We start from the raw sequence: 19,008 nt of genomic DNA on the forward strand, positions 1-19,008 counted from the left end.
CCCACTTCAACTTCGAGGTTGCAGTTCCATGCTGGAATTGACCAACTGCCTGCTCGACGATTGTCAAAGGCAATGATGTGGTAAGGATAGCCATATGGAGAGATCTGCCATCACGATTTCAATTGAATCAGGATTCTCCACAGTGATTCTCTACTTCATAGCTCCACGCATCGTGGTGAAATGAGACTTATCGGTTTTGCTGGAAGCTCTGGTAGCAATTGCTGAGTAAATTAACTGTGGAGTTGTGAGAGAGGTTGCAAAGAACATCTTTGAGGAATGGAAACAGCGATACGGCTTTGAAAGCCTTGCAGATCAGAATGTGTTGCCCAACGAAGTTTCAGTTTAGTTCTCAGGAACAGATGAGGAGAGAAGATGAAAAACTGGAAGAGCACGATATTGGTAAAATAGCAAATAGGAAGATCGATTAGATAATAAAATCCGATAAAACAATTGAACAAACAACGAACTTGCCAAGCAATCGTTGAAGGCTTAGAAGCTACAGGATAGACTTGCAACAACCTGAAGGAATGAAAGCAGAAGCATTACAAAAACACCAAAGAACGTCAGAACGTAATAAATCTGGCTTCTGTATTCCTGCTTGATTGCGTAGGCAAAGAATGAGGAGAAGAGGATGAAGAACAGAGTTGATGAAGAAAACAAAACGAGATCCTTAACATCAGTCAGAATCCAAGAGGCCAAGAATACAACATAGGATGATGCTATGACTGCAAGCTGAACAATAAGGGATTTCACCGATATTTCCTTTTCCTTAATCTTTCTTACCTTTGCTCTCAGCTCAACACCATCATAATACTTTGCAATACACCAAGAAACTTTATTGCATTCTGGACACTTGAGAAGCTTGTAGTATGTTTGGTGTGGGCTGAAAAAGAATGCGGTTGCTGAAGTTTTGAAGATTTTTCCGCATTCCGGACATAAAAATTCGATTTTCTCTGCCATCTGTCTCAGGAGTACGTACAATCCTGCTGCAAGAATAAAGAAGGATAAGTAGGTGAACTCAGGGGCAAATTGTACTGTTAGTATTAAAGCGATTAAAAATGGGATTATTAGGAGTAGTACTTTTCTTACAACAATTCCCAGTAGATCCATGAGTGGCACTTTGAGTCTAAAAACTTAATTTTTTTGCTATTCTTGCTCAGCTACAAAAAGCCGCAGTCTCAGCGAGGACGATTGAAGAACAGCTGAGCAGGTGTTTGATGGGCTTCGTAGCGTTTCTGCATCTCCTTCGCTATCTCCTCTGCAGTCAGTTGCGTGCATCCGAGGAGGAGCAGGACTAAAATCAGCAACGCAAATTTCCTCACTCAACCACCTCCTGCAGTCTCTGATTCAGGTAGAGATGTACCCAGAAGATGATGACCAGAGCTCCTACAAGATCGCGGAGGCTGAGTTGGGGAAGAGCTACCCACCCATACGCTTGGGCAAACACTGCAGAAAGTGACATCAAAACAGGGATTTTGAATATGACGAAGAGCTTTGATTTCACCTTTTCTTTACCCATTAGTAACTCAGATGTAGGTATGGCAATTGAAATGGCAAAGGCTACATAAAAGTTCAAAAAAGAGAAAAACAAGATTGGAGCCTCTTCGGAGATTATTTTTCTAAGTAGACCCACTTAGCCACCTCCTTAAAAGATACAGTTGTCCTGGCATCCCATGTTCACCACACAAGCTCCAAGCTGACCCAAAACCAAAAATTTAAAAAAGGGGTTTTAGAATAACCGCCCCTCTAACATTTCTTTTGAACTCTTCAGGGTCTGCCTGGGTTTGTGGAATTGCCCCAAAGTGCATGGGTATGTAGTGCTTGGCCTTTATGTCCTTCGCAGCCTCTGTCGCCTCCCTCAAATCCATCGTATACGTTCCACCAACTGGTAGAAGAGCAACATCCACTTCGATCTCCTTCATCTCAGGAATCCTGTCCGTATCGCCTGCATGGTAAATCCTGACCCCATCAATTTCGACAACGTACCCAACACAGTTCTCCTTATGGAATGGTTTGTCAACGTTGTAGGCGGGAACGGGCTTTACCTTAACACCCTTTATCTCCGTTTCCTCCCCAACCTTTACCTCGCAACTTTCAAACCCCTCTATTATGCAGCCTGATGGATGAACCACAACCGTGTCATCCTTTGAGAGTTTCTTTATACTCTTCATATCCATGTGGTCAAAGTGGTCGTGGGTAACGAGGATCAAATCCGCCTTTTCAAGCTCCTTTGGAATCTCGTAGGGGTCAATGTAAACAACCTTGGACCCCTTGATTCTGAAACCAGCATGCTTCAGCCAGGTTATCTCCACGCCATTGTAAACAAAACTGCTTTCAGCCATAAAACAAGTGGTTTTAATTGTTATAAAATTTTACCGCACTGCTAAACTTTTTAAGGCGGAAGAGTTTTATTCTGTATCAGGAGTGATGCAGTATGATCTGGCAGGGGAGAAGCAGAAGGAAACCGACTGGGGGATTCTACAAACGTGCGAGGAAAAAGAGAAAGTACGAGCTTGGTAGGGAACAGGTTGAAACGCTCGTAGGGGAGAGGAAGATAAAGAAAGTTAGAGTTAGGGGTGGAAATTACAAGATAAAGCTTTTCTCAGATAAATATGCTAATGTTTACGATCCTAAGCAGAAAAAGGTTGTAAGGGTTGAGATACAGGGTGTTGTTGAGAATCCCGCCCATGTCCACTATTCAAGGAGGAATGTTGTGACAAAGGGAGCGATAATTGCCACAGAGATTGGGAAGGCAAAAGTCACCAACAGACCAAGCCAAGAGGGCGTGATAAACGCGGTGCTAGTAGAATAAGGGGTGCCGATAAAAACAATATACAGCGGTGACGGCGGGATAGCTGAGACCGATGCACCGGCACCCCATTTAGAATTGGCGTAGAAAGTTAATAAATTTTTCGGAAGTAAATTTGCTTTATATAAATTATAGCTTTAGTATTGTAGCATTGCTGTGAACTCTGTCGAAGTCACAATCTTTGCCTGAAACACGTTTTCCATATGCTTTATACCGTATTCGTATTCATAGTCGCTTAGAGCCTTCGTGCAGTCCTTTAGCACTACCACATCATAGCCTCTCAAGACCGCATCACCTGCAGTGTGCAGAACACAGATGTTTGTTGCAACACCGCAGACGTAGAGCTTTTTAATCCCAAGCTCTCTGAGCAGCAAATCCAGATCGGTGCCGAAGAAGGCTGAATACCTCCTCTTTCTGATATAATAGTCACTCTCCTGCGGTTCAAGCTCGTCTATAACCTCAGCTCCGGTTGTGTTCATCACACAGTGCTTCGGCCAGATTTTGAACTCCACGTCATCCTCCCTGTGCCAGTCCTGAGTGAATATCACAGGCATTCTCTCTCTTGCGGCTTTCACAACCTTTGCTGTGGCATTGAAAATGCTCTCAGCATTTGGGACGTAAAGGGCACCATCCTTGTAGCAGAAGTCCTTCTGCATGTCCACAACAACGAGAGCCTCCATGTAGTTAGTCGAATCAGGGAAGATATATTTTTACCTAAGAAGATACTGATTATGGAGTTCACTCACATCGAAGACGGCAAGGTTAGAATGGTTGATGTGTCTGAGAAGGAGGATGTAACACGTGTCTCAGTTGCTGAGGGATTTATTAAACTCAGAAGCTCTACTATTAATGCCATTTTAAACAAAGAGGTAGCAAAGGGGAACGTTATAGCAGCCGCTAATATTGCTGGTGTTCTCGCCGTTAAGAAAACACCTGAACTTATTCCGATGTGTCACCCTATTCCAATAACTTCCGTTAAATTCGACTTTGACATTGAGAGTGTGGGTATCAGAGTAAGGTGCACTGTAAAGTCAAAAGGAAAGACCGGAGTTGAAATGGAGGCTTTAACGGGTGTTAGCGTCGCCCTTCTGACAATATGGGATATGGTTAAAAGCTTGGAGAAGGACGAGTACGGGAATTATCCCAAAACCTTGATAGAGGTTATAAAAGTGGTCGAGAAGGTTAAGGGTGGAGAGCTATGATTGACAGAATCAAAAAATTCGTCTTAGGTGGTGAAAAGGAAAGAGAAGTCGTGAACATGATGAGAGATCAGATAGGGCTGATCATTGATACATGCGAACTTATGAAAATGATAGTAGAGCAGAACGACGAGGCTGTAGTTGGGGATGTTTGTGAGGCTGAGAAGATGGGCGATGCGATAAGAAGGGACATAATGGTAAAAATACATTCAGGAGCATTCATCCCTGCGCTCAGATCGGATTTCTGCAGCCTTGCAGAGGAGCTTGACGAAATCCTCGACGAGCTTGAGGACATCGCGATGCTCTTCCTTTCTATAAAATATATCCCCGATGAGTTGAGGAGCGATTTCGTGAGGGTGGCTGAAATAAACTCCCGAATGAGTTATGATCTTTTAAAGGCCTTCAATGCTCTTGAGGAAGGTGATTTGAGTGACATTCTCCTGAAAATTAAAATTTCAGAGGAGGAGGTTGACAGCATAAAAGGTAGAATATATCAAAAGCTCCCACAGACGAAATTTGAGAGTTACGCGGAGTGGTATTTTTTCATAAAGTTCGTAGAGAAGCTTTTAAACGTCAGTGATCTGATAGAAGACGCTGCAGACACAATACAGATTCTCAGCGTCAGCATAAGGTGAAGCTCACCACACCATCAACTACTTCCCTCCGGATTTTCCCCTGTTCTTCGAGATAGTGTAGGAAGGCAAGAGTCTCACAAATTGCCATGAAGCGGTTGAAATCATCAAATTCCCAGTAGTTTCCGATACTCCAATTAATTTTAGCCGCTATATCTTCAAGCATTGTAGGTTTGTCCCTAATAGCATCGTAAACCTCCTTTGCCCTGCTGGTGCAGTGTTCTATCAGCTCATACACTCTCTTCTGTGGATTTCTTATAACTCTCTCATGGGCGGGATATACCGTGTCAATCTCGAGTTCCAGTACCTTGTGGAGTGATTGCAGATAATCAGCCACGCCACTCGTGTAGTCAGGATAGAAGCCTATATTTGGAGTTGTGTTGCTGAGCATAAAGTCTCCCGAGAACAGACAGTTGTCTGCAAGCACACTTACATGCCCTGATGTGTGACCGGGGGTCTCAATAACTCTGAACTCCTTTACTTCTCTCAATTCAGAGATTTTTGCTCTTGGCTTCAGATTCAGTGCAGTGAGAATCTTAAGGGTTTCAACATACCTCTCATTTACCCCAAAGGATTGGAAGAGCTTTGAGTAAACTTCAATGAACTTCTCTGGATTCGAGTAGACCTCAAGATACCTGACCTCCAACGGATGGAGTATCACATTTCTATCAGAGAAGAAAATCAGGCCAACATGGTCTATGTGGTGATGGGTGATAATTCTATATTTTACATCATGTTCTTCAAGCTTAGCTGCATGCTCAGCACTGCAGAAACCCCCGTCAATCATCAGTTCAGAGTTGACGACGTAAACATAAACGTAGTCGGGATTTTCAAAGGGGGTTCTCAACTTTATCCTCTCAATCTCCATGCTACAGCAAGTGAAATCGGGAATAAAAAAGTAATTACTCATCTGTATTTACTTTGAAGAAATTTTATTTTCATGCGAAAATCTTATTTTTATTTACCCAAACTCTGGTTATGGATGTGATAACGAACATGTTCAATTCAGCAGATGATGGCGACCGAATCCTGATTTGTTTCCCCGATATTTACAGCTTTCACGGTATAACCAGATGGCTTTCAGAACAGTTTGGTGATCCCCTCTGGATACTCTGGACTGACGCTGCAGTAGAGAGGGTTAACTACATTGGAAAAAAATATGGTTTTCCGACACACGGGGAGGCAATAGTAATTGGAGCTAAGAAGAAATGTAGTTTTCTCGATGTGGTTGGGAGATATGAGATTTTTGAGGATTTGAGTGAGATTCTAAAGTCTTTACCCCTCACAAACAGGATAATAATTTCCTTTGGCGTGAATTTTCTCGAACTTTTTGGTTATGAAATCTCTAAGGCCGTTGAGGTTATTATAGAACACGATAGAGGTATAATGTGTACTTGCACTGTTGGGGAGATGCCAGAGAAGCTTTTGCCCTTTCATGATGTTGTCATAGAAATAACGAAGAGCGAAGATTCCTTTCTATCCTATCACTCCTACGTAGCGAAGCTCAAGTTTTCAATGGAGGGTGGAGTGGCTGAGGTGAGTGATGTTTTTTTCCTGAAAGAATAAAGACTTTTATTCAGAATTCCCTGTCATGAAACTAAGATGGGTATAGAGCAGCAAATAAAGGAGCTTGAGGAGGAAATAAAGAGGACACCCTACAATAAAGCCACTGAGCATCACATAGGCAAGTTAAAGGCAAAGCTCGCAAGATTGAGGGAGGAGGTGGAGAAGCAGAAAGCAAAAACTGCAAGACAGGCTTTTTCGCTCAAAAAGGAGGGAGATGCAACCGCAGTTCTTATTGGTTATCCATCAGTGGGTAAATCAACGATACTCAACAGGCTTACTGGAGCCAAGAGCGAGGTTGCGGATTACGATTTCACAACTCTCAAACCCGTTCCAGGCATTCTGAATTACAAAGGAGCGGCTATACAGATAATAGATGCTCCGGGAATAGTTGAGGGCGCCTCGAGGGGAAGAGGAAGGGGCAAGGAGGTTATATCTGCTGTAAGAGTAGCAGACCTCATAATCATTGTTGCTGATGTGTTTAACCTTCACACAATTGACATTGTGAAGAGGGAACTCTACGAGGGCGGGATTAGGCTTGATCAGAAACCACCCAACATCGCGATAAGGAAAAAGGAAAGGGGAGGAGTCAGAATAAGTTCAACTGTCAACCAAAAAATTGACGAGAGGACAATTGTTGAAATTTTAAAGGAATACAAAATTCACAGCGCGGACGTTATCATACGTGAGGAGTTAAGCATCGAAAGACTTATTGATGCACTCGCAGGTAACCGGGTTTACATTCCATCCCTGACAGTTGTGAACAAGATTGATCTGATGGATGTTGAGGTTGACGGCGCAATAAAAATTTCTGCCGAGAAAGGAATTAATCTCGACCTTCTGAAAGAGCAGATTTACAGAAAGCTCGATTTTATAAGGGTTTACCTCAAACCTCCCGGTGGGAAGGCAGATATGGAGAATCCGATGATTTTGAGGAGAGGTGCAAAGGTTGAGGACATTTGCAGAAAACTGCATCGAGATTTCGTTGAGAACTTCAGATACGCGAAGGTTTGGGGAAACTCTGTTAAGTTCGATGGTCAGAGAGTTGGTTTAGACCATGTGGTTGAAGATGGAGATATTTTAACGATTTATGCATAGTTTTTACCGATTTTGTCAAAACCGGTAAAATCATTTATATAGTGCCGTTAATTACCAATTGAGGTGATGGAAAATGGTGGTAATGAAGTTGTTCACATCTCCAACATGTCCCTACTGTCCGAAAGCTGAAAAGGTGGTGAGTAAGGTTGCGAAGGAGGGGGGTGTCTTGGCTCTTCAGCTGCATGTCAACACAGATGAGGGCATGAGGGAAGCTCTTAAGTATGGTATAAGGGGAGTTCCTGCGTTAGTGGTAAACGAGAAATATCTCATCCTCGGAGTGCCGGATGAGGATGAGCTCAGGAGGTTAGTAAGGGAGCTGAAGGGGGGTGATGTGAATGAGGCATCTTAACAGTAAGGAGTTTAAAAAAGCAATAGAGAGCGAAAAGCTCGTGGTAGTGGACTTCTACGCGGACTGGTGCATGCCCTGCCGCTACATATCTCCAGTGCTCGAGAAACTTGAGAAGGAGTATGATGGGCAGGCAGAGTTCTACAAGTTGAATGTGGATGAGAATCAGGATGTAGCAATTGAGTTTGGAATTGCAAGCATCCCAACGGTGTTGTTCTTCAGAAACGGGAAGGTAGTTGGCGGTTTCATAGGAGCAATGCCTGAAAGTGCTGTGAGATCGGAGATAGACAAAGCATTGCGAGCATGAAATCCATAAAAGAAATGGTTTCAACGCTCAACTGTGGAAACATGCTTGAATGCGTATTCGGATTGGCTCCGGTAGATGTCAGAGTTTACGAGGCTTTGCTGCGGGGGATGGAGAGGATTGAGGAAATCAGCAAGGCAGTGGGAAAGGGTGAAAGTGCAGTTTACAAATCGCTCCAGAGGCTGTTAATTGCTGGTATGGCCTACAGGATAAAAATGCCGCTTGAGGGGGGCGGCTACTACTTCATTTACAAACCCACTCCAAAGGAGAAGGTTGCTGAAGAGGTGGATAAGGTTATACAGGAGCTTTGTGTAAGGGTGAAGAAGACGCTGGAGGAGTTCTTGAATGATAGCAGTCCTTGGATGCCAGGGATGCGGAACATGTAGCAGAGTCTGTCCTACGGATGCGATAATCAGAGAAGGGGGAAAGGTTGTCAGAATTGATCAATCCAAATGCGAGGAATGTTACGAATGTGTGAAAGCATGCCCTTACGGGGCGCTTATAGTTATGGACTGAAGGATATTTTGGAACTTCTGGGTAAAGACAGTGATACTAAGAAGGCTTTGGAGATTATTCTAAGATACTTTAAGAAAGGGGGTTATTCCAGCAGAGGAGCTTGATGAGGAGGTGGCGCTAATCCTCGACTACTACAGGCTTGCTGTACCGATGAATTCCGTCTATGGGCCACTCTCATGGAGAATGCGTCTGTTTTCGGTAGCGGACATGGAGATTCCCTACGTAATTAGATACTTTTTCGAGGAATTGCAAAAGGGGTCAGGGTGGAGAAGGGCTGTGGTGAGGTATTTCAGTGATATTGGTGAGTCCCGGCCAGAAGAGTTTGTGGAGATTTTTGAAGAAATGGTAAAGAGGAGTAAAAACTTGATAATATGTGGGGAAGACATCGTGGACGTTTCGATGAAATATGGCAGGGATGGCGGAGTCGTGATTGCAGAAATGAAGGGGGCTGGTTTGATAAGTCCAACAGTTGGTTGTGGAGGTTTTGGGCGAGCCAAAGCTCCTCTGTACGAAATCAACAGATTTTTTGCCCTTCTCCTCAAATTATCCTGAAGTTGAACATTCCGATCTCAACTCACTTCTATCCGTTGGAGACAGGAAAACTATTGCCCTTTTGTCATAAATGTAGATCCTAACATCTTTGAGCCTTTTTCCCAATCTTCTCCGTACAACTCTAACAACGCCAAGATCTACCAACCTGTCGACATGGTACTTCACAGTTGAGACAGGAATTCCAAGTTCTTTCGAAAGTTCTGTAATGCTTTGTGGTTTTTTGCACAATTCTTTCAGGATTTTACGAGCGGTTTCATTACCGATCTCAGATGCGAGTGTCTTCGCTTCCTCAGAGAACATGTCCACCACGTGAAAATCCACATGTCGAATGTATCAAATCACTCTTAAACTTTTCTATTACTTCAACTTAGATTGAAGTGATCATATAACTTATAAATCAATTCGTGCACATTGCCATCATGTGGAACAAGAAAAAACTCGGAGTGTTGCTGGCATTTCTAATAGGAACCGCAGCTGTTGTTGCGGGAGTAATAAAGTTCGTACCTGACGACCGGCTCGTTGTAAATATAAACGCTCAAATTGTAGATGAGAAAGGAGAAGCGATATCGGGTAAGGTTGTGGTTTTCGAGCTGACTGAGAACGGACCAAAGAAAATATACGAAGGCTACGCACATGGCACTGCTACGTTCTCGGTAGCGGTAAAGAGGGAACTCGTTACCATGTACGTTGAAAACGGAAAGGAAATGAGAATATACAAGCCCGTAAACCTGCAAATTGCCGTTGCCAACAAGGAGCTGAAGAAGCTTGGAGTTGTAAACCTTGCCGTCGATCCAACGAACGAGCCACATCCGGTGGCATTAAAGAGTGTGAAGATTGTCATGAGAAGCGTTTCCGAACTCAAATCGGAGCCGGTTGAGGGCAGCTGGAGCACTTACAAACTCACACCCGTTCTCAGCTTCGCCGTTTGGGATGACATTCAGGCCAGATACTTGTATCCGGTTGGGTCGAAGCTGAAAATTGAAAGCAAGTTCAGACCGTGGGGGTCTACAACTTGGGTTTCAAACGGATACACTGAAGTTGAACTTGACAGTGGGATTAGCAGCCCGTATCTTGGCGGAAAGAAGAGTTACACCGTGCACTTCAACCTCAAATACAAGTACGCGATCACCGAAATAGAAATGGACGACTACAGCTTTTTCTACGAGAACATCTACGCTGTCGACACGAACTACGACCCGCAGCACTACACCAGAACGTCAGCAGGCTGGGATGGACATTTGCCTTCAGGAGAGTACTACATCACTCCCGCTGGAGACACTCGAACAATACCGATAACCGGTGGCTCTAACTACGCTTTTACCGTATCAGTGGGATTCTCGTATCCGTATGGTGTCTCAGCATCCCTCGGAGTGACGAAGGTGCCGGCTCCTCAAGCCACACTCGTTGTAACCTCGACCGGATCGTCGGGATACGTGAAAACCGTCGGCTCAGACGGATTCCTCAAGAGTTATTCCAACTGGCTATGATGTGTTTTCATGTGTTTTTAAAAGGACATATCCCCATTACTATAAACCTAAATAAATCTAAAACATAGCACAACAAAAATATACAGTCTGTGAAGGAAATTGTAAAAGCTTAAAGTGTTTGAAAGGAACAAAATTTTGAAATCAAGGTTCTCGGTATAGCAACCTACATCCAGACATCTTCTGTAAGAAGGACAGTCAAAATCCTATCAGAGATGCATCCTATCTCGAAGTCATCATCGCTGGATAAGTTTGAAGAAAAACTGCCAATTTCAGCGGAGAAAAAGCCGAGAAATCTAATTGCAATTGATGAAACAGTTGTTAAAGCTAACAAGAAGAAGTATTACGTATATGCAGCAATAGACGTTGATAGAAACGAGCCAATTCTAATGAGAGTTTATACAACAAGGAATTACTTGACTACGAAGTCATTCATCAAAGAAGTTCTTAAGTACTGCGAGAACAAGCCTAAATTCGTTGTTGATAAGGCTCTCTGGTTAATTGATGCTTTAGAAAGTTTAAATCTGGAATTTGAGCATCAAACCTTTCGGTGATCGCAGTTTAGTTAAATCCGTGTTTAGTTCGATGAAGAGAGGGTAAAGATATTCTTTTGCTATGCTCAAGCAGTTCAACAAAATGATAACAGGTGAAAGAATGTCCCGAAGTGATTCACAGCCTTTAAATTTGGGGAGGTGTTACTTCTTTTTGTGAAGTTGATTGCAATTTCAGTCTACGGTGAGGACAAGCCGGGAATAGTTCACGAGATATCGAAGGCTTTGGCTGACTGCAACGCCAACATAGTGGACATTGAGCAGTCGGTTCTGCAAGGAATGTTCGCAATGTTCATCGTTGCAGAGGTTGAGGATGAGGAATGTGTGAAGGTTAGTGTGGAAGAAGCTGCGAGGAGGAAGCAGGTTCATGTCAGCCTGACACCCTTTCTTAGAAGGGGTGAAGGAGATAAGAACCTACAGGTTGTAACGATTCTCGGAAAGGATAGAGTTGGAATTGTGAGAGATGTCACGCGAGTTTTTCTCGATTTTGGGATAAATATTGAGAGAACAAGTCTTACGGCGAGAGAAGAGCTGATATCAATAGAGTTCCTTGTTGATATCGGAGACAGAGATGCAGGTGCAATAAAGAGGAGATTGAGGGAGGAAGCGGAGAGAATGGGTTTGGACATAGTTATGCAGCCCTACTCGACCTTCAGAAGGGAAAAAAGGCTCATAGTATTTGATATGGATTCAACTCTTGTTGATGCCGAGATAATAGATGAGCTTGCGAAAGAGGCTGGGGTTGACAAAGAGATTGCTCAGCTTACTGAGAGGGCAATGAGGGGCGAGATAAGCTTCAAGGAGGCTCTTGAGGAGAGGGTAAGGCTGCTGAAAGGGCTTCCGGTTGAAGTTCTTGAGAACATCTACGCAAGGATTAAGCTTACTGAGGGAGCTAAGGAGCTCGTTAGGAGTTTGAAGGAGTCCGGATATAAGGTAGCAGTTGTGAGTGGGGGATTCAGCTACTTCACTGACAGGCTCAAAAAGGAGCTCGACCTCGATTATGCCTTTGGCAACGAACTTGAGATCGAGAATGGGAGACTCACGGGAAGAATCAAAGGAAAAATAATAGATGCTGAAGAGAAGGCGAGAATTGTGGAGGAAATAGCGAGAAAGGAAGGAATAAATCCTGAAAACGTTGTTGCCGTTGGAGATGGTGCAAATGACAGGCTTATGATTGAAAAGGCCGGGCTGGGTATAGCCTTCAACGCAAAGGAAATTCTCAAGGATGTTGCAGACGGCAGCATATCGAAGGAGAACCTCGTTGGACTGGCAAGCGTGCTGAAACTGCCAGCTGAGTTTGTTAAGAGGATATGATAGACATTCTTGCAATCTACATCCTTTCTTTTGGAATTAAGCTGGTTGCCTATTACTTGTCGGGCTTTACGGCAATTCTTGCAGACGCAACGCATTCTGTTGTTGATATAACAATGATTCTGATTCTTCTCGCGTCGGAGAGGGTTGCGAGAAAATCACCCGACTCATCTCACCCTCTGGGTCATGAGATGGCGAAGAACGTCGCATCTCTGATCGTCGGTGTGGGTTTTATCACCTTCCTCTCTTTTGAGCTTGCAAAGGAGGGAGTGAGCAAGGTTCTTAACCCAACACCTCTCTACCAGAACATTGCTATTGCGATATCTGCCGAAATCATCGTTCTCCTCTTGCTTTTTCTTGCAGCCTATCTTTCAGCAAAGAGGACAGGCATACTGAACAGAACGCTTTTGATCGAGAGCGTCAACGATGCTCTGTCCACATTCACCGCTATTTTAGGCGTAGGTCTCGTTTGGATTGGGCATCTAATTTTTGATGGTGTTGCCACTTTGGTAATAGCTTCTATAATCTTCTACAACTCCTTCAAGCTTGTGAGAGACAATGCAAAGATTCTTCTTGGACTGTCACCCTCCGACGAGTTCTACGACAGTGTAGAAAAGGTGTGTGCCGATATTGATGGAGTTGAAGGTGTGCACGACATGGTCGGAGTTTATACCGGAGAGAACTCGATACATCTCGACCTGCATGTTACGGTTGATGAGGGGATGACTGTAAAGGATGCCGACAGACTATCTGTGGAGATAGCAGAAGCAATAATGGCAAAACATCCGGAGGTAAAGCACATCTCTGTCCATTTCTGCCCGCATGATGGAGAGAGGAGAAAGATATACGAAGCTTAATTGCCAATTCTTATTATTATAACTATTATTCAGGATAAAATTTAAAAATTTTTGAATAATGCCATCTACATGAGAGGGAGGATTGTTTTGGTAATAATGCTCCTTGTGGTTTGTGCCACTCAGGCGACAGCCCTGTCATTCAGCAAGAAGGTGGTGGTGCAGGAATACTACGCAGACCCATACTCGGTTGATGTTTCTTCAATGCCATCTCTTGACAGTATGCCAGTGGACAAGCCCTATGACGGAATAGATTGGGTTAAGGTTGACCTTCCAGAGCCGTGTGTCAGTGGTGATGGAAGTGAAACGTTCATAATGGTGAGTAGGGGGAGTTCAAACAATCTGCTGGTCTACTTTGAGGGTGGAGGAGCGTGCACCGACTACATCACCTGTAAGTTCATGGTTATAACCCTTCATCCTGAGTTCAGCCAGTCTGTTCTAATGTCTAAGCTTGGAATCTTCAACAGGGCAAACCCGCTCAATCCGTTCAAGGACTGGACGATAGTTTACATCCCTTACGGAACTGGAGATGTGCACATTGGAAACAGGGTTATGAAATACTACTTCTTCAAATATAGCAAGACGGTATATCACGTGGGTTATGTCAATGCTGTGGTGGCTATGAGGTGGATTGCCAGTCAGGGCAATTTTGAAAAGATAGTGATTGCAGGTTCGAGTGCTGGAGGCTATGCAACCGTTCTTCATACTCTAACAGCCAGAGAGATATTCGGAAAGAGCATTGTGGTGATAAACGATGCCGGTCCGGGGCTTGTGTCGGAGAGAGACCCCAAGTTTACCTTCGAAGCTTCGGTCGAAAGCTGGGGCTGGACTCAGAATTTGCCACCTGATGCCCTAAGTTATCTTGGGGATGAACCTGTTTACGCCCTCGCATACACCTTTGAGAAATACAGCGATATTATCTACGGTTTCTTTGAAGACGAAAGAGATTTTGTTATAGGTGTTGCCTTCCTCAAATACAGTCAGAGCGAGTTCAAGAAGAAACTGCTTGAGGTGACGTCTGATCTGAGAAATCAGTTTCCTGACAACTACTACAGATTTTTGGTTGACAAGTCAATGCATACTGCTCTTGAACTACCAAGGGTTTACTGGCTGAATGTTGACGGCATATATCTCTTCCAGTGGATTGAAAAGCTGATAGGGGGGCAGCCTGTAGATTTAGTTGAGACCTAATTTTTTATGGTCTTAGCATATTTATACTAAAAAACAACGTGGGTAGAAAGTTTACGAAGTTGTAAAACATCTGCCAGTAGAAGAACTGGATAAAATGATCAAATCGAAAAAGATACGCGAATCCTAAGAAGGCTTTACTTCATAAGATATCTCCACAGAGGAATGAGCATTGGGGAAGCAGCAGAACTTGCAGGAATTACCAAACCTACAGGCTATACATGGATTAAAAGATGGAACTCCAAAGGCTATGAAGACTTAATTCCAGAATTCGGAGGAAGAGACCTTCCAAACTCAGCAAAGAGCACAGAAGGAAAAACCAAGGGAAGTGATCAAGAACAACGATCGGATATAATGGAGGGGTTTATTGACGAGATGGAGTTCGGCGGTCAAATACTGCAAGGAAGACTTGTAGTTGTTCTCTGGAAGATAAGGGAAGCAAATCCCGGAAAAAGTGGCTGGACGATTTTAGGATGCACTATGCTAAGAAGGTAAGAGAAGAAGCAAATAAACTGGATATCCTGCTGGTTTACCTTTTCCCCCCTCACTCTCCCGACTTGAATCTAATTGAAAACGTTTGGAAGGGTGTTAAAAGAATTTGTCTCTGAGATATCTCTGCTGGATGTAGAAGAGCTTAAAGAAACAATTGGTAAAACCTCAAAAAGTCAATTGCGAAGGGATTGAGAAATTTTTGGTAAGTTAAAAAATGTTAAGCACTTAACGAATTTACGAGAAAAGTTAATATACTATTTTTTCAAGAGTAGTAATAAGTGAATGAACTATGTTGGTAACCAAAGTAACTCGAAACTACCAGATAACTCTTCCTGCTAAAATAAGAAAAATGTTGGGGATAAAGGAGGGAGACCTCCTCGAAGTTCGAGTGGAAGGTGATAAAATAATAGTTGAGCGTCTCAAAAAGGAGCGAAAAACTCTGAAGCTTGGCAGAGATATCTCTCCAGAAGAGATTGAAAAATCCATAGAGGAGGGTATGATAGAGTGCATGCGGTTGTAGACACCAATGTTCTAATATACGACACGTTTGAGGACACACAGTTTCATAAAGAATCCCGCAAGCTGCTCGACTCACTGGGCAAGTGGCTGGTTCCCACAGTAGTTCTTATGGAGTATGCCTGGTTCTTTAGAAAAAACATGCTAACCTCGATGAATGCAAGAGATATGCTTGAAGACTATCTTAGTGACCCGAGGTTTAGGTGTCTTGAAGACACGCATAAGACAATAAAGCAGGCTCTTGAGTTTATATGCAACAACAATCTGTCTCTTTCGCATTTTAACGATGTTATAATTCTCAGTCATGCTATCAGCAGAAAGCGCCCTCTGGCAACTTTTGATCGAAGTCTACGCAAGATTGCTGTTAAACAGGGAATAGAGGTGCTCCCGGAAGAATCTGAAGAAAATTTATGGATATGAAGCTTTTGATACAAGAGCACTGCCGAATTATATTGTCCAAGTTGTACACTGAGAATTCGCAGTGAAGTATGAAGATGAGGTTACAAAGCAGAAGCATCCCGAAGTTGAGCATATCTCCGTTCAAAGGGGAATTTGGGATGTGGTGTATGAGCATCATGTTGAGGTTTGCGTTGCGGCATACCTGATCAGGTAGTTAGAGAGATGATAAAGGCTTATATTGCCTCAAATCGGAGTATAAAGGCAAGGTAGCGGGATCAGGAGCTGGTAGAGTGGAGCCAAGAAGAGGACGACCACTTACAAGTATCCGAGAAATGTTGAGTTCAGAGATGAGTTGCTGAAGTCTGCTGCTGGGGAATATCTGGGAAGAATATTGAAGAGAGGAGGGAGATGAAAAAACTTGAGAGTGAGATTATAAGAATGCAGTACAACAGGATAAAGAGACTGATAAATTAAATAAAGTCACTTCAAAAGCCTCTCCAGCCTATTTAAAAACTCTGCTATCCTTTCCCTCGAAGTTGCGTAGCTCAGCCTTACCCAGCTTTTGTATGCAACTCCGAAGGCAGAACCCGGAGTTAAGGCGACATACTCCTTCTTCAGAAACTCCTCGCAGAACTCTGCACTGTCCCTGTTTACATTCATGAAAATGTAAAATGCTCCCTTGGGGGGAGCGTATTCAATGCCCAGCTCTCCCAATTTCTCCATTATCATGTCTCTCCTCACTCTGAATTCCTCCACGACTTTCCTGATGAAGTCCTGATCTCCCTTAAGAGCGGCAACACCGGCATACTGCACGAAGGATGTCGGATGACTGACTGAATGGCTCTGCATGCGATTCATCAGCTTTATTATCCATTCCGGAGCAGCAGCATAGCCTAATCGCCAGCCTGTCATTGAGTAGGTCTTGGAGAAGCCGTTGATTGTTATTGTTCTCTCAAGCATCCCGTCCATCGCTGCAAGGCTGTAATGCTCACCTTCAAAGATGATTTTCTCGTAAATCTCGTCTGACATAACAAGCAAATCCTTCTCGACGGCAATGTCCCTTACCTTCTTCAAAAAATCCTTGGGATAAACCACTCCGAGAGGGTTGCTGGGGGAGTTAATTACAATCATCTTCGTGTTTCCAGTAATGTAATCTTCAATCGGAGCATCTTCAAAACCCTCTTCGTGAGGTACCCAAACTGGCTTGGCTCCAGCCATCAGAATGCATGCCTCGTAGCTGACCCAAGATGGATCGAGCAGAATAACCTCATCGCCCTCCTGCAGCAGGCACATCATTGCCTCGTAAATGGCATACTTCGCCCCTGGCGTTACGATGATATTCTCTGCACCAACCTCTATACCGTTCTCCTTTCTCAACTTCTCGACAATTGCTTCAATGAGTTCTGGAATTCCCTTCGTGGGGGTGTAGAAGACTTTCCCCTCCTTCATCGCCTTGTATGCTGCTTCTATAATAAATTTGGGTGTCGTGAAGTCTGGTTCTCCAACACTCATATCCACTACGTCTTTGCCCTCCCTTGCCAGCTCTTTTGCCATCGTTGAGACTCTGAGCGTGGCTGACGGCTGGACTACCTCAATCCTGTTAGCTCCCCTCTGAATCATACTCCTTCAACCTCTTTACGAGCTTAACCGCAGCCTCAACAGCCCTTTTAGCGTAATCAACCCTCTCGGTTGCTGCAATCCTGCCCATTCCCGGACCGCTTATGCCGAGGGTTACCGGTTTACCATACTCAAGGCTTAGGTCAAGTATTTTCCTGGCAGCATGCTGGGCAACTATCTCATCATGCTCCGTCTCGCCCTCAATAACACAGCCTATGGCAACAACAGCATCAACATTGCCTTTTTCAAGCATTTTCTTCACGGCAATCGGAATATCAAAGGTTCCGGGGACCCTGATAACTTCGGAAACTTCAGCCCCTAAAAATTCAGCATGCTCCCTTCCGAGAATCTCCATCATATAGGTGATATCTCTGTTGAATTCGGCAACAACCATCCCGAGCTTGACTTTATCCATCACAACCACCCTTCAAAAATCTCCGGTAGTATTTAATAGTTTACCAAATCACTGAACAAATATGCAAAAATTTTAAAAACCAATTGCTAAATTTTCGAACCATGGTCAGACTGGACTTTATGCGAACCTTCATAGAGGTTGTTGAGTCGGGAAGTCTGAAGAAGGCAGCGAAAAATCTTGGAATGTCTGTTAGCTCCGTTAGCTTTCAAATCAACTCAATAGAATCCTTTTACGGTGCGAAACTTCTTGAGAGGAGTACAAATGGTGTAAGGCTGACAGATGAAGGGAATATAGCCATCAAAAATATGAAATCGGTTTTGAGTAGTGTAGATGAAACAAGAAGGCTCATCTCAAACCTGAGGGGAGATAAAATAACGATAGCGTCCGGAATGGTCGGTCTGAACATCGTTCATGCGATTCAGACACTCCTGAAATCTCAGTATCCACAGCTTGAGGTGAGTATAGCTTTGAGAGGTGCTCATGAGTGTGTGAGGGGGGTTTTGAGTGGCAAATACGACTTTGCAATTGCTGGGGATTTGCTTGAAGAACATCTTGAGTTTGAGAGGTTGAACTACGATATTTTGGGTGACGATCTTCTTGTTCTGATCACCCCTCCCAACCACGAACTCGCAAGGAAGGATGAGGTAACACTGGATGACGTTACGAAATATCCGATAGTCATGCTTACCGACGATTACGGGATAACCACGAGCACAAAAAAGAATTTGATCGAGAGTGGAGTCAGGCCAGATGACCTGAACATTGCCTACACAGTCGGAGATTTCTATTCAAAAATAAATGCTGTGAGCAGTGGGATAGGAATTGCCATTACATCCTACATAGCTGCATGCAAGGCTTGTGAGGTTGGTTTGATTAAAATGAGGAAGATAAAGGGGTTTAAAGCAGAGAGAAAGATATTTCTCGTATCCTCAAAGTTATCCTTAGAGAGCAAGAAGATGAAGGAGTATCTGAACTTCATACTGGCTAAAGGCAGACAACTCTTTGAAGATTTTGCCATGCAGTGCCGTTGTTTCGAATAGGTTTAGATTTTCAAATTTTTTAAATACTTTTAAATCTCTTTTAACGAATTTTTTAAAAGTTGAAAAAAGTTTATCTAAATATTTTAGAAGTATTAAATTTTATTTCAAAACTAAGATTAGGT

Annotated in this window: 28 protein-coding genes and 1 pseudogene; 20 read left to right on the forward strand and 9 right to left on the reverse strand. The window is 43.5% G+C overall.

Features of this window, described 5'->3' with window-relative positions:
* Positions 1-489 precede the first annotated feature (489 nt).
* The 4 genes from BP688_RS08245 to BP688_RS08260 form a co-directional block, all read right to left on the reverse strand.
* Entirely contained in the window at positions 490-1,110 is a 621-nt protein-coding gene (locus BP688_RS08245) for a hypothetical protein (RefSeq protein ID WP_290623491.1), read from the reverse strand.
* A 68-nt stretch (positions 1,111-1,178) separates the two neighbouring features.
* Positions 1,179-1,322 (reverse strand): hypothetical protein, encoded by a 144-nt coding sequence (locus BP688_RS08250; protein WP_290623493.1) that lies wholly within the window; start codon positions 1,320-1,322, stop codon positions 1,179-1,181.
* Positions 1,319-1,633 carry a hypothetical protein gene (locus BP688_RS08255; RefSeq protein WP_290623495.1) on the reverse strand — a complete coding sequence of 105 codons (315 nt, stop codon included), beginning with the start codon at positions 1,631-1,633 and terminating at the stop codon, positions 1,319-1,321. Before BP688_RS08255 ends, BP688_RS08250 begins: the two co-directional genes overlap by 4 nt.
* An 82-nt stretch (positions 1,634-1,715) precedes the next feature.
* Entirely contained in the window at positions 1,716-2,342 is a 627-nt protein-coding gene (locus BP688_RS08260; RefSeq protein ID WP_290596017.1) for an MBL fold metallo-hydrolase, read from the reverse strand.
* Positions 2,343-2,434: 92 nt separating this feature from the next.
* On the opposite strand from BP688_RS08260, the gene BP688_RS08265 reads away from it, so the two are divergent.
* Positions 2,435-2,812: a 30S ribosomal protein S8e gene (locus tag BP688_RS08265; protein ID WP_290596018.1), complete on the forward strand. Its 378-nt coding sequence runs from the start codon at positions 2,435-2,437 to the stop codon at positions 2,810-2,812.
* Positions 2,813-2,946: 134 nt separating this feature from the next.
* On the opposite strand, the gene BP688_RS08270 is transcribed toward BP688_RS08265, so the two are convergent.
* Positions 2,947-3,489, reverse strand: coding sequence for a cysteine hydrolase family protein (locus BP688_RS08270; protein WP_290596019.1), 543 nt, complete (start codon positions 3,487-3,489; stop codon positions 2,947-2,949).
* A gap of 51 nt (positions 3,490-3,540) precedes the next feature.
* Here BP688_RS08270 and moaC point away from each other — a divergent pair, with 51 nt between their 5' ends.
* Both moaC and BP688_RS08280 read left to right on the forward strand, forming a co-directional pair.
* Positions 3,541-4,011: a cyclic pyranopterin monophosphate synthase MoaC gene (moaC, locus tag BP688_RS08275; protein WP_290596020.1), complete on the forward strand. Its 471-nt coding sequence runs from the start codon at positions 3,541-3,543 to the stop codon at positions 4,009-4,011.
* Positions 4,008-4,643 carry a TIGR00153 family protein gene (locus BP688_RS08280; protein ID WP_290596021.1) on the forward strand — a complete coding sequence of 212 codons (636 nt, stop codon included), beginning with the start codon at positions 4,008-4,010 and terminating at the stop codon, positions 4,641-4,643. Before moaC ends, BP688_RS08280 begins: the two co-directional genes overlap by 4 nt.
* Here BP688_RS08280 and BP688_RS08285 read toward each other — a convergent pair.
* A complete protein-coding gene (locus BP688_RS08285; protein WP_290596022.1) occupies positions 4,630-5,508 on the reverse strand; it encodes an MBL fold metallo-hydrolase in 879 nt (292 codons plus the stop codon). The two genes, BP688_RS08280 and BP688_RS08285, sit on opposite strands and share 14 nt — an antisense overlap.
* A gap of 110 nt (positions 5,509-5,618) precedes the next feature.
* On the opposite strand from BP688_RS08285, the gene BP688_RS08290 reads away from it, so the two are divergent.
* The 7 genes from BP688_RS08290 to BP688_RS08320 all read left to right on the forward strand — a co-directional run bounded on the left by BP688_RS08290 (position 5,619) and on the right by BP688_RS08320 (position 9,019).
* Complete coding sequence (locus BP688_RS08290) at positions 5,619-6,206, forward strand: hypothetical protein (RefSeq protein ID WP_290596023.1); 588 nt, start codon at positions 5,619-5,621, stop codon at positions 6,204-6,206.
* 36 nt (positions 6,207-6,242) lie between these two features.
* Positions 6,243-7,301 carry an OBG GTPase family GTP-binding protein gene (locus tag BP688_RS08295; protein WP_290596024.1) on the forward strand — a complete coding sequence of 353 codons (1,059 nt, stop codon included), beginning with the start codon at positions 6,243-6,245 and terminating at the stop codon, positions 7,299-7,301.
* Positions 7,302-7,374: 73 nt separating this feature from the next.
* Complete coding sequence (locus tag BP688_RS08300) at positions 7,375-7,650, forward strand: MJ0307 family thioredoxin (protein ID WP_290623498.1); 276 nt, start codon at positions 7,375-7,377, stop codon at positions 7,648-7,650.
* The gene (gene trxA / locus BP688_RS08305; RefSeq protein WP_290596026.1) at positions 7,637-7,954 is read left to right on the forward strand and encodes a thioredoxin; all 318 of its coding nucleotides are present in this window, start codon (positions 7,637-7,639) and stop codon (positions 7,952-7,954) included. The genes BP688_RS08300 and trxA overlap by 14 nt, the downstream gene beginning before the upstream one ends.
* Complete coding sequence (locus tag BP688_RS08310) at positions 7,951-8,337, forward strand: helix-turn-helix domain-containing protein (RefSeq protein WP_290596027.1); 387 nt, start codon at positions 7,951-7,953, stop codon at positions 8,335-8,337. The genes trxA and BP688_RS08310 overlap by 4 nt, the downstream gene beginning before the upstream one ends.
* On the forward strand, positions 8,297-8,467 hold the full coding sequence (locus BP688_RS08315; protein ID WP_290596028.1) for a 4Fe-4S binding protein: 171 nt from the start codon (positions 8,297-8,299) through the stop codon (positions 8,465-8,467). Before BP688_RS08310 ends, BP688_RS08315 begins: the two co-directional genes overlap by 41 nt.
* A 111-nt stretch (positions 8,468-8,578) precedes the next feature.
* Positions 8,579-9,019, forward strand: a complete 441-nt coding sequence (locus tag BP688_RS08320) for a hypothetical protein (protein ID WP_290623500.1) — start codon at positions 8,579-8,581, stop codon at positions 9,017-9,019.
* On the opposite strand, the gene BP688_RS08325 is transcribed toward BP688_RS08320, so the two are convergent.
* Entirely contained in the window at positions 9,011-9,340 is a 330-nt protein-coding gene (locus tag BP688_RS08325) for a helix-turn-helix domain-containing protein (protein ID WP_290596029.1), read from the reverse strand. The two genes, BP688_RS08320 and BP688_RS08325, sit on opposite strands and share 9 nt — an antisense overlap.
* 98 nt (positions 9,341-9,438) lie before the next feature.
* On the opposite strand from BP688_RS08325, the gene BP688_RS08330 reads away from it, so the two are divergent.
* From BP688_RS08330 to BP688_RS08375, 9 genes and pseudogenes are all read left to right on the forward strand, one after another.
* Positions 9,439-10,506 carry a hypothetical protein gene (locus BP688_RS08330; RefSeq protein ID WP_290623502.1) on the forward strand — a complete coding sequence of 356 codons (1,068 nt, stop codon included), beginning with the start codon at positions 9,439-9,441 and terminating at the stop codon, positions 10,504-10,506.
* A gap of 212 nt (positions 10,507-10,718) precedes the next feature.
* Positions 10,719-11,057: a DDE-type integrase/transposase/recombinase gene (locus BP688_RS08335; RefSeq protein WP_290596030.1), complete on the forward strand. Its 339-nt coding sequence runs from the start codon at positions 10,719-10,721 to the stop codon at positions 11,055-11,057.
* Between the two features lie 153 nt (positions 11,058-11,210).
* Positions 11,211-12,368 (forward strand): phosphoserine phosphatase SerB, encoded by a 1,158-nt coding sequence (gene serB / locus BP688_RS08340; protein ID WP_290596031.1) that lies wholly within the window; start codon positions 11,211-11,213, stop codon positions 12,366-12,368.
* The gene (locus BP688_RS08345; RefSeq protein ID WP_290596032.1) at positions 12,365-13,222 is read left to right on the forward strand and encodes a cation diffusion facilitator family transporter; all 858 of its coding nucleotides are present in this window, start codon (positions 12,365-12,367) and stop codon (positions 13,220-13,222) included. Before serB ends, BP688_RS08345 begins: the two co-directional genes overlap by 4 nt.
* A 69-nt stretch (positions 13,223-13,291) precedes the next feature.
* The gene (locus BP688_RS08350) at positions 13,292-14,410 is read left to right on the forward strand and encodes a pectin acetylesterase-family hydrolase (RefSeq protein WP_290596033.1); all 1,119 of its coding nucleotides are present in this window, start codon (positions 13,292-13,294) and stop codon (positions 14,408-14,410) included.
* Between the two features lie 94 nt (positions 14,411-14,504).
* Positions 14,505-15,070, forward strand: a pseudogene (locus BP688_RS13565) (transposase); the annotation flags it as partial.
* A 118-nt stretch (positions 15,071-15,188) separates the two neighbouring features.
* The gene (locus tag BP688_RS08365) at positions 15,189-15,419 is read left to right on the forward strand and encodes an AbrB/MazE/SpoVT family DNA-binding domain-containing protein (RefSeq protein ID WP_290597226.1); all 231 of its coding nucleotides are present in this window, start codon (positions 15,189-15,191) and stop codon (positions 15,417-15,419) included.
* A complete protein-coding gene (locus BP688_RS08370; protein WP_290597225.1) occupies positions 15,404-15,835 on the forward strand; it encodes a PIN domain-containing protein in 432 nt (143 codons plus the stop codon). The genes BP688_RS08365 and BP688_RS08370 overlap by 16 nt, the downstream gene beginning before the upstream one ends.
* Positions 15,836-15,896: 61 nt before the next feature.
* Complete coding sequence (locus BP688_RS08375) at positions 15,897-16,028, forward strand: hypothetical protein (RefSeq protein WP_290597224.1); 132 nt, start codon at positions 15,897-15,899, stop codon at positions 16,026-16,028.
* Between the two features lie 266 nt (positions 16,029-16,294).
* On the opposite strand, the gene BP688_RS08380 is transcribed toward BP688_RS08375, so the two are convergent.
* Both BP688_RS08380 and ribH read right to left on the reverse strand, forming a co-directional pair.
* Entirely contained in the window at positions 16,295-17,434 is a 1,140-nt protein-coding gene (locus BP688_RS08380; protein WP_290597223.1) for a pyridoxal phosphate-dependent aminotransferase, read from the reverse strand.
* Positions 17,415-17,846, reverse strand: coding sequence for a 6,7-dimethyl-8-ribityllumazine synthase (ribH, locus tag BP688_RS08385; RefSeq protein ID WP_290597222.1), 432 nt, complete (start codon positions 17,844-17,846; stop codon positions 17,415-17,417). The genes BP688_RS08380 and ribH overlap by 20 nt, the downstream gene beginning before the upstream one ends.
* Positions 17,847-17,947: 101 nt before the next feature.
* Here ribH and BP688_RS08390 point away from each other — a divergent pair, with 101 nt between their 5' ends.
* Positions 17,948-18,886: a LysR family transcriptional regulator gene (locus tag BP688_RS08390; protein ID WP_290597221.1), complete on the forward strand. Its 939-nt coding sequence runs from the start codon at positions 17,948-17,950 to the stop codon at positions 18,884-18,886.
* The last annotated feature ends 122 nt before the right edge of the window (positions 18,887-19,008 follow it).

The organism is Archaeoglobus sp. UBA230 (assembly GCA_002507545.1).
Taxonomy (GTDB): domain Archaea; phylum Halobacteriota; class Archaeoglobi; order Archaeoglobales; family Archaeoglobaceae; genus Archaeoglobus.